Annotated in this window: 7 protein-coding genes and 1 pseudogene; 6 read left to right on the forward strand and 2 right to left on the reverse strand. The window is 71.2% G+C overall.

The window, feature by feature from the left end:
* Positions 1-316: pseudogene (locus GRC12_RS38580) on the reverse strand (hypothetical protein); the annotation flags it as partial.
* Between the two features lie 571 nt (positions 317-887).
* On the opposite strand from GRC12_RS38580, the gene GRC12_RS38585 reads away from it, so the two are divergent.
* The 3 genes from GRC12_RS38585 to hutH all read left to right on the forward strand — a co-directional run bounded on the left by GRC12_RS38585 (position 888) and on the right by hutH (position 4,552).
* A complete protein-coding gene (locus GRC12_RS38585) occupies positions 888-1,691 on the forward strand; it encodes an enoyl-CoA hydratase/isomerase family protein (protein WP_208785011.1) in 804 nt (267 codons plus the stop codon).
* A gap of 106 nt (positions 1,692-1,797) precedes the next feature.
* On the forward strand, positions 1,798-2,949 hold the full coding sequence (locus GRC12_RS38590; protein WP_208785012.1) for a GGDEF domain-containing protein: 1,152 nt from the start codon (positions 1,798-1,800) through the stop codon (positions 2,947-2,949).
* 64 nt (positions 2,950-3,013) lie between these two features.
* Positions 3,014-4,552: a histidine ammonia-lyase gene (hutH, locus tag GRC12_RS38595; RefSeq protein ID WP_208785018.1), complete on the forward strand. Its 1,539-nt coding sequence runs from the start codon at positions 3,014-3,016 to the stop codon at positions 4,550-4,552.
* Positions 4,553-4,611: 59 nt separating this feature from the next.
* Here the strand turns inward: hutH and GRC12_RS38600 are convergent, their stop codons facing one another.
* Complete coding sequence (locus tag GRC12_RS38600; protein WP_208785013.1) at positions 4,612-4,944, reverse strand: LPXTG cell wall anchor domain-containing protein; 333 nt, start codon at positions 4,942-4,944, stop codon at positions 4,612-4,614.
* Positions 4,945-5,053: 109 nt separating this feature from the next.
* Between GRC12_RS38600 and GRC12_RS38605 the strand changes: the two genes are divergently transcribed.
* The 3 genes from GRC12_RS38605 to GRC12_RS38615 all read left to right on the forward strand — a co-directional run.
* Positions 5,054-5,398 (forward strand): hypothetical protein, encoded by a 345-nt coding sequence (locus GRC12_RS38605; protein WP_208785014.1) that lies wholly within the window; start codon positions 5,054-5,056, stop codon positions 5,396-5,398.
* Between the two features lie 260 nt (positions 5,399-5,658).
* Positions 5,659-6,930, forward strand: coding sequence for a L,D-transpeptidase (locus tag GRC12_RS38610; RefSeq protein WP_208785015.1), 1,272 nt, complete (start codon positions 5,659-5,661; stop codon positions 6,928-6,930).
* Between the two features lie 147 nt (positions 6,931-7,077).
* The coding region (locus tag GRC12_RS38615) for an ABC transporter permease (RefSeq protein ID WP_208785016.1) at positions 7,078-8,313 on the forward strand (1,236 nt) is incomplete at its 3' end.

The following is an 8,313-nucleotide window of genomic DNA, read 5'->3' on the forward strand; positions in this document are numbered from 1 at the left end:
TCGTGGTGCTGCCGGGGATCACGGCGGGGGCGGTGTACGCCGGTCGCGTTGAGGGGCCGGTCGTCACGGGCACGGACGTCGAGGTGGCCGACGGTGTGGCACTCACCCCGCCCATCACGGAGGTGGCCGAGGGGGCGGCCGTGGGCGTGGCGGCGACGGTGGCGACGGCGTTGGTGGCCTGCTCCGTCCCACTGCCCGGGTCCAGCCGAGGTTCGGCCTCCGCGGTCCCGCTCCCGCCGACCCCGGCCTCGGGGGTGAGCCGCACCAGACTCAACGCCCCGGCCGCCAGGGCGAGCCCCCCGACGGCGAACAGCACCTTCCGCGGCCGCGGCCGCCTGTGCCGCCCCCGGATCCGGGATCCGAAGAGAGGGAGGCGGGCGGAGGCGGGTTCGACGTCCGGGGTGGCCGCTCGGGCGAGTCCCCCGGGTCCGGCGGGCCCCCGCAGTCCGGCGGAGCCAGTACTGCCGGCAGCGGCCTGCGAGGAGTGAACGGAGGACGGCTCGGCAGAGCGTGGCGCCTGGGCGGAGGGCGTGGTGCGAGGTTGCCTTGCCGCAGACGCCCCGGCAGTTGCCGGCGTCTTCCCGGTCGTCGTCGGCCCCGGTGGTTCGTCGCGGAGTGCCGTGCCCGTCCGTCCTGGCCGTTCCCCGTGTCGTACTGGATCCGTCGTTTCCGGCTCCCTCATCGCGTCCTCCCCGATGCGTTCGCGCCCCCGGTGCGCCGTGGCGGACGCACGTTATGCGCTGCTGTGGGGGGTGGGTGGGGAGTTGGGTGGGATGTCACTCGAACGGGTTGTCGGCCCCGGCTCCGGGAACCGGCCTTCCCTCACCGCGCACCCGGCTGCGATGATCGGGCGAGGTGTTGTTAACCCGCGTTAACCGGAGGGTGTCATGGGCGAGGAGCGGTTCGGGGAGTTCGTGCTGGTACGGCGGCACGGCGACGGCGGGCATGTCGCGGAACTCGCCCTCAACCGTCCCAAGGCCATGAACGCCGTCTCCACCGCGATGGCCCGGTCCGTCGCCGAGGCCTGCGCCGCGCTGGGCGCCGACCGGGACGTACGGGTCGTGGTGGTGACCTCCACGCACGAGCGTGCCTTCTGCGTCGGCGCCGACCTCAAGGAGCGGAACTCCTTCAGCGACGCCGAATTGGTCCGGCAGCGGCCCGTCGCCCGCGGCGCCTACACCGGCGTACTGGAACTGTCTGTGCCGACCGTCGCCGCCGTGCACGGCTTCGCGCTGGGCGGCGGGTTCGAGCTCGCCCTGTCCTGCGACCTGATCGTGGCCGACCGTACGGCCGTGGTGGGGCTGCCGGAGGTCTCCGTCGGGGTCATCCCGGGCGGCGGCGGTACGCAGCTGCTGCCGAGGCGGGTCGGGGCCGCGCGGGCCGCCGAGCTGATCTTCACGGCGCGGCGCCTGGAGGCGGTGGAGGCTCGGGAGCTGGGGCTCGTGGACCAGCTGGTGGAGGAGGGGCGGGACACGGAGGAGGCGCTGGCCCTCGCGTCCCGCATCGCCGTGAACTCGCCCGTGGGGCTCAGGGCGGCCAAGCGCGCCCTGCGGCTCGGGCACGGGCTGGATCTGCGGGCCGGGCTGGAGGTCGAGGACGCGGCATGGCGGTCGGTGGCGTTCTCGGGTGACCGGGCGGAGGGAGTGGCGGCGTTCAACGAGAAGCGGAAGCCCCGGTGGCCGGGTGAGTGACCGGATTCCGTAGGGCCGCTCGGTGACCTCACCCGGCGCGGCCGGCCGGTCACCCCACCGCCGCATCAATCGAACGAAACCCCACAAACCTCCCTAACCTGGTGTGATGGGTGAGGACAAGCGGCTTGCGGCCGTTGTCGCGTTGGCTCAGGGGATGGCGGCGGCGCACGGCTCGCGCGAGGCGTGGCGGGCCGCGGCCGTCGGCGCGTGCCGCGCGCTGGGCGGGAGTTTCGCCGCGCTGTCGGTGTGGGAGCGGGAGCTGGGACGGCTGCGGGTCCTCGTCAACGTGGGGGAGCGGGCCGCGGGGGAGGACGAGTTCCCGGACGACGAGTCGTATCCCGTCCACCAGTTTCCCGAGATCACCGAGTTCCTGCACGAGCGGTGGGCGGGCGGCGGGGAGCCCAACGCCTGGGTGGAGACGGCCGAGGGGCCCGCCGCGGGGCGCCGGCCCGGTTACGTCCACCAGCGCGTCGCCGCCCTGCGCCGCCGCGGCCGGGGCTGCTGCGTGGTCGCGCCGATCGTGCTGAACGGACGGGCGTGGGGCGAGCTGTATGTCGCGAGGCGCCTCGGGGTGCCGGTCTTCGAGCGGGCCGACGCCGACTTCGCCACCGTGCTGGCCGCCGTCGTCGCCGCCGGGATCGCCCAGGCGGAGCGGCTGGAGGAGGCGAGACGGCTGGCCTACACCGACGCGCTCACCGGCCTCGCCAACCGCCGTGCCGTCGACGTGCGGCTGGAGGAGGCCGTCGAGCGGCATCGGGTGGACGGCACGGTGGTCAGCCTCGTCGTCTGCGATCTCAACGGCCTCAAGCGGGTCAACGACACCCGCGGACACGCCGTCGGCGACCGGCTCCTGGAACGCTTCGGCTCCGTGCTGTCGTTGTGCGGCGCGATGCTGCCGGGGGCGCTCGCCGCCCGGCTCGGCGGCGACGAGTTCTGTCTGCTCGCGGTCGGGCCGTCCGCGGACGAGGTGGTGAAGGCGGCCGACGAGCTGTGCCGCCGGGCGGCGGAGCTGGAGCTCGGCGAGGGTGTGGCCTGCGGGGTGGCGTCCACGGAGGACCCCATCGGCCCGGTCCGCTCGGCCCGCCGTCTCTTCCGGCTCGCGGACGCGGCCCAGTACAAGGCCAAGGCCGAACGGGCGTCGAAGCCCGTGATCGCCGGCCGGGAGGGCCCCGACGACCCCGTCGTACGGCTGGCCGACGCGGCGCCGACGGGGGAGGGGGCCGTGGAGCGGCGGCGTTTCCGGGGGCGCCGGGTGTAAGGGTCGTAACCTCTCCCCGCTAGTGACATCTCCGTCTTCACTGCGTACGCTCCTGAATATGGATATGCACACTGTGGTGGTGGGGACGTCCGGGGTGACCGCGTCCGACGTTCTCGCCGTGGCGCGCGGCGGCGCTCGTGTCGAGCTTTCCGGGGAGGCGGTCGCGGCGCTCGCCGCGGCCCGCGAGATCGTGGACGCGCTGGCGGCCAAGCCCGAGCCGGTCTACGGCGTCAGCACCGGCTTCGGCGCCCTCGCGACCCGGCACATCAGCCAGGAGCTCCGGGCCCAGCTGCAGCGCAACATCGTCCGCTCGCACGCCGCCGGACTGGGCCCGAGGGTGGAGCGGGAGGTCGTACGGGCCCTGATGTTCCTGCGGCTGAAGACCGTCTGCTCGGGACACACGGGCGTCAGGCCCGAGGTCGCGCAGACCATGGCCGACGTGCTCAACGCGGGCATCACCCCCGTCGTCCACGAGTACGGCTCCCTCGGCTGCTCCGGCGACCTGGCCCCCCTCTCCCACTGCGCCCTCACGCTCATGGGCGAGGGGGAGGCCGAGGGCCCGGACGGGTCCGTGCGGCCCGCCGGCGAACTGCTCGCCGAGCACGGGATCGCCCCCGTCGAGCTGCGCGAGAAGGAGGGCCTCGCGCTGCTCAACGGCACCGACGGCATGCTCGGCATGCTGGTCATGGCCCTCGCCGACCTCGACACTCTCTACAAGTCGGCCGACGTCACCGCCGCGCTGAGCCTCGAAGCGCTGCTCGGCACCGACAAGGTGCTCGCGCCCGAGCTGCACGCCATCCGCCCGCACCCGGGGCAGGGCGCCTCCGCCGCCAACATGCTCGCGGTGCTGGCGGGCTCCGAGCTCACCGGGCACCACCAGGACGACGCACCGCGCGTCCAGGACGCCTACTCCGTGCGCTGCGCCCCGCAGGTCGCCGGCGCCGGCCGGGACACCATCGCGCACGCCCGTCTGGTGGCCGAGCGCGAGCTGGCCTCGGCCGTGGACAACCCGGTCGTGCTGCCCGACGGACGGGTGGAGTCCAACGGCAACTTCCACGGCGCGCCCGTGGCGTACGTCCTCGACTTCCTCGCCATCGCCGCCGCCGACCTGGCGTCCATCGCCGAGCGCCGCACCGACCGGCTGCTCGACAAGAACCGCAGCCACGGGCTGCCGCCCTTCCTCGCCGACGACGCTGGGGTGGACTCCGGGCTCATGATCGCCCAGTACACGCAGGCCGCGCTGGTGAGCGAGATGAAGCGGCTGGCCGTACCGGCGTCGGCGGACTCCATCCCCTCCTCCGCCATGCAGGAGGACCACGTCTCCATGGGCTGGTCGGCCGCGCGCAAGCTGCGCACCGCGGTCGACAACCTCGCGCGCGTGGTCGCCATCGAGCTGTACGCCGCCACGCGCGCCGTCGAGCTGCGCGAGGGACTGACCCCGGCGCCCGCCTCGCGGGCCGTCATCGCGGCCGTACGGGCCGCCGGTGTCGCCGGTCCGGGGCCGGACCGGTTCCTGGCGCCCGACCTGGCCGCCGCCGACGCGTTCGTGCGCGAGGGGAAGCTGGTGGCCGCCGTCGAGACGGTCACCGGACCACTGCGGTAGGCATGCCGAAGGGGCCCCACGCCTTGAGCGTGGGGCCCCTTGTCGGATGCCGGACGAGGTCAGAAGCCGAGGCGTTCGCGGCGCACCGAGTAGACGACGAAGCCCGCGCCGAGCGTGAGGAAGAGCGTTCCGCCGACGACGTACGGGGTCGTGTCGATGCTTCCGGTGTCGGCGAGCTCGGTGTCCTCCTGCGCCGACTGGGAGTTCGCGGAGTCCGCGGACGTCTCGGAGGTCTGCGCCGAAGTGACCCTGGCCTGCGTCGTCGCGGTCGCCGAGGGCTGCGTTCTCGCCGGGGTGTCCTGTGTCGCGTTGGCGGACGGGACGAACCACAGGGCACCCAGGAGGGTCCCCGCGGCGGTGGCGGTCAGCAACGATCGGCGAGCGGATGACACGGAATATCGATCCCCTTGTGGCGCTGGCTAATTGGCCGTGTGGGGCGATGTTAGTGAAAGGCGCGGGTCACGGGAAAGTCACGGGAGCCAAGCGCCGTACGCTCCCGCCATGAGTACTGAAGAGACATCACGTTTTGTCCGCCTTCGGGTGGAGCTCGTCCTCGAGGTGGAGGACGCCGACGCCGTGACCAAGGCGGCTCTGCGCCGTATCGCCGGCGAGCAGGACATGCCCGACGACGAGCGGGCGCACGCCGAGGGCGCTGTGACGGAAGACACTGCCGAGGCCCTCGCGTACCTCGTCGACCCGTTCGACCTGGTGAGGGAGGTGCCCGGGGTGGAACTCGCGCAGGCCTCCTGGTCGAGCGAGCCCATCGACTACGACCCGGATTCGCCGGACTGGGACCTGGACGACGATGATGTCCGGGAGGACGACGAGGAGGACGGCGTCGGCTGAGCGGCCCGGAGACATCGGTGACCCCGGCCGGCAACCGCCGTCCGGGGTTTCGTCGTCTCAGGGGACGCGCAGACCGTCATCCGCACCCTCCGCCCCGGCGGACGTGGTGTGCCCCACACATCAGAGGAATGTGGAACGGGAGAAACCGGTCGTAGCGTTGAGGTTCGTTGACGGCTGAGGTTCGTCACGGGCTGAGGTTCGTGAACGCCGAGGTTCGTAGGAAACGGGGACCCTCGGGGTTTTAGGGGATACGGCGACTGATGGAGAAGCGTGTGATGACGAACAGTAGGCGGCGCAGGGGCCTGACGGTCGCGTCCGCCCTGCTCGGTGGGGTTCTGGTGCTCTCGGCCTGTTCCGGCGGCGGCGGTGGCGACAAGGCCTCCGGCAGCGGGAACAACGACACCTCGCAGGCGAAGGCCGACGAGGCGGCGGCCAAGAAGGCGTCGGAGGCCGACATCAAGATCACGCCCAAGGACGGCACCGACAACGCCTCCATCAACAACTCCGCGGCCGTCACCGTCAGCAAGGGCACGCTCACCAACGTGACCATGACGACCGAGAACGGCACCGCCGTCGCCGGCACGCTCTCCGCGGACAAGACCAGCTGGAAGCCGAACGCCCAGCTGGAGCGCTCGACCACCTACAAGGTCGCCGCGGCCGCCAAGGACTCCGACGGGCGGGTCGCGCACGAGAACGCCTCGTTCACCACGGTCTCCCCGGCCAACAGCTTCATAGGCACCTTCACGCCGGACAACGGGACCACCGTCGGCGTGGGCATGCCGGTGTCGATCAACTTCGACAAGTCGATCACCAACAAGGCCGCGGTCCAGAAGGGCATCACGGTCACCTCCAGCAGCGGCCAGGAGGTCGTCGGGCACTGGTTCGGCGCCAACCGCCTCGACTTCCGCCCGGAGCAGTACTGGAAGGAGAACTCCACCGTCACGCTGAAGCTCGCGCTGGACGGCGTGGAGGGAGCCAACGGCGTCTACGGCGTGCAGCAGAAGACGGTCACCTTCCACATCGGCCGCAACCAGATCTCCTACGTCGACGCGAAGACCAAGCAGATGAAGGTCACGCAGGACGGCAAGGTCATCAAGACCATCCCGATCTCGGCCGGTTCGCCGGAGCACACCACGTACAACGGCATCATGGTGATGTCCGAGAAGTACAAGCAGACCCGGATGAACGGCACGACCGTCGGCTTCACCGACAACGACGGCAAGGCCGAGTACGACATCAAGGACGTGCCGCACGCCATCCGGCTCACCAACTCCGGCACCTTCCTGCACGGCAACTACTGGGGCGCCAAGTCCATCTTCGGCAGCGTCAACACCAGCCACGGCTGCGTGGGCCTGTCCGACACCAAGGGCGCCAACGACACCAGCACGCCGGCCTACTGGATGTACACGCACTCGATCGTCGGTGACGTCGTGGTCGTCTCCAACACCGGCGACAAGATCGTCCAGCCGGACAACGGCCTCAACGGCTGGAACCTGAGCTGGGCCCAGTGGAAGGCCGGCTCGGCCGTCTGACGCACCGTCGGTCCACAGCGTTTCCGATGCCGCCCCCAGGGGCGGCATCGGTGTCTCCGAGGCCGTTCCGGGGTCGGCCACAGGCTTCTCATGCAGCTCTTATGTCGGCCTTATCGAGTCATCACGCGCCGTCCCTACGTTGCGGCCATGTTCTTCACCTACCTGAGGCGCGAACTGCGCCGCCGCAGAAAGGCGGCCCTCGTCGTCGCCTCCGGTCTCGCGCTGGGCATCGCGCTGGTCATCGTGGTCAACTCCGTGTCCTCCGGCATGGGGAAGGCCCAGGACAAGGTCCTCCAGTCGCTCTACGGCCTGGGTACGGACATGACGGTCACCAAGGCGGCGACGCCGACCACGAGCAGCTCGCAGCGACCGCGCTTCCAGTTCGACGCGCAGGGCAACGACGACAAGTCCACGCAGAGCAGCGACCGGATCCTGCCGCAGGGCTTCACGACCCTCGCCTCCTCCACCGTCACCAAGGTCGCGGGCCAGCAGGGCGTGTCGACGGCCGTCGGCGGACTCAGCCTCAACGTGGTGAAGATCAGCGGCCAGTTCACCCGCGGCCAGTTCCGGCAGAACGGCGGCAGCGGCGGCTTCCAGCCGGGCGGCGGCACCGGCCAGCCGCAGGGCGAGGTGCAGGGCGGCGGCGCCAACTTCGACGTCAACAGTTTCTCGGTCTACGGCACCGACGTCACCCAGACCGGGCTCGGCCCGCTGACCTCGTCGAAGATCACCAGCGGCCGTACTTTCAAGACGACGGAGAGCTCCGCCAAGGTGCTGGTGGCCGACTCGGCGTACGCCAAGGAGAAGAAGTACAAGGTCGGTTCGACGGTCACGATCAAGAGCGTCAAGTTCACCGTCATCGGTATCGCCACGGCCGACAGCGGTGACTCGGCGGCCAACCTCTACATGCCGCTGAAGGAGGCCCAGACGCTGGCGGGCCAGAAGAACAAGGTCACCACCATCTACGTCAAGGCGACCGACTCGAAGCAGATCTCCGCCGTCAAGTCGACCATCCAGAAGAACGTCTCCGGTACGACGGTCACCACCTCCTCCGACCTGGCCGGCACGGTGTCCGGCTCGCTGTCCACGGCGTCGAGCCTCGCCAGCAACGTCGGCAAGTGGCTGTCCATCGCGGTGCTGGTCGCCGCCTTCCTCGTCGCCGGTCTGCTCACCTCCTCCGCCGTCTCCCGGCGGGTCCGTGAGTTCGGCACGCTGAAGGCGCTGGGCTGGAAGTCGGGCCGGGTGACCCGGCAGGTCGTCGGCGAGGCCATGGTCAACGGACTGCTGGGCGGTGCGCTCGGTATCGCCCTCGGACTCGCCGGCGCGTACGTCGTGACGGCCATCAGCCCCACCCTCCAGGCCCAGTTGGGCGGTGGCGGGGGC

Source organism: Streptomyces griseorubiginosus (assembly GCF_017614965.1).
GTDB lineage: Bacteria > Actinomycetota > Actinomycetes > Streptomycetales > Streptomycetaceae > Streptomyces > Streptomyces griseorubiginosus_B.

What these genes read in the sequence shown, in the direction of transcription:
- GRC12_RS38585 (WP_208785011.1), top strand. Translation starts at nt 888, where the DNA reads ATGGGCGAGGAGCGGTTCGGGGAGTTCGTGCTGGTACGGCGGCACGGC.
- GRC12_RS38590 (WP_208785012.1), top strand. Translation starts at nt 1,798, where the DNA reads ATGGGTGAGGACAAGCGGCTTGCGGCCGTTGTCGCGTTGGCTCAGGGG.
- hutH (WP_208785018.1), top strand. Translation starts at nt 3,014, where the DNA reads ATGCACACTGTGGTGGTGGGGACGTCCGGGGTGACCGCGTCCGACGTT.
- GRC12_RS38605 (WP_208785014.1), top strand. Translation starts at nt 5,054, where the DNA reads ATGAGTACTGAAGAGACATCACGTTTTGTCCGCCTTCGGGTGGAGCTC.
- GRC12_RS38610 (WP_208785015.1), top strand. Translation starts at nt 5,659, where the DNA reads ATGGAGAAGCGTGTGATGACGAACAGTAGGCGGCGCAGGGGCCTGACG.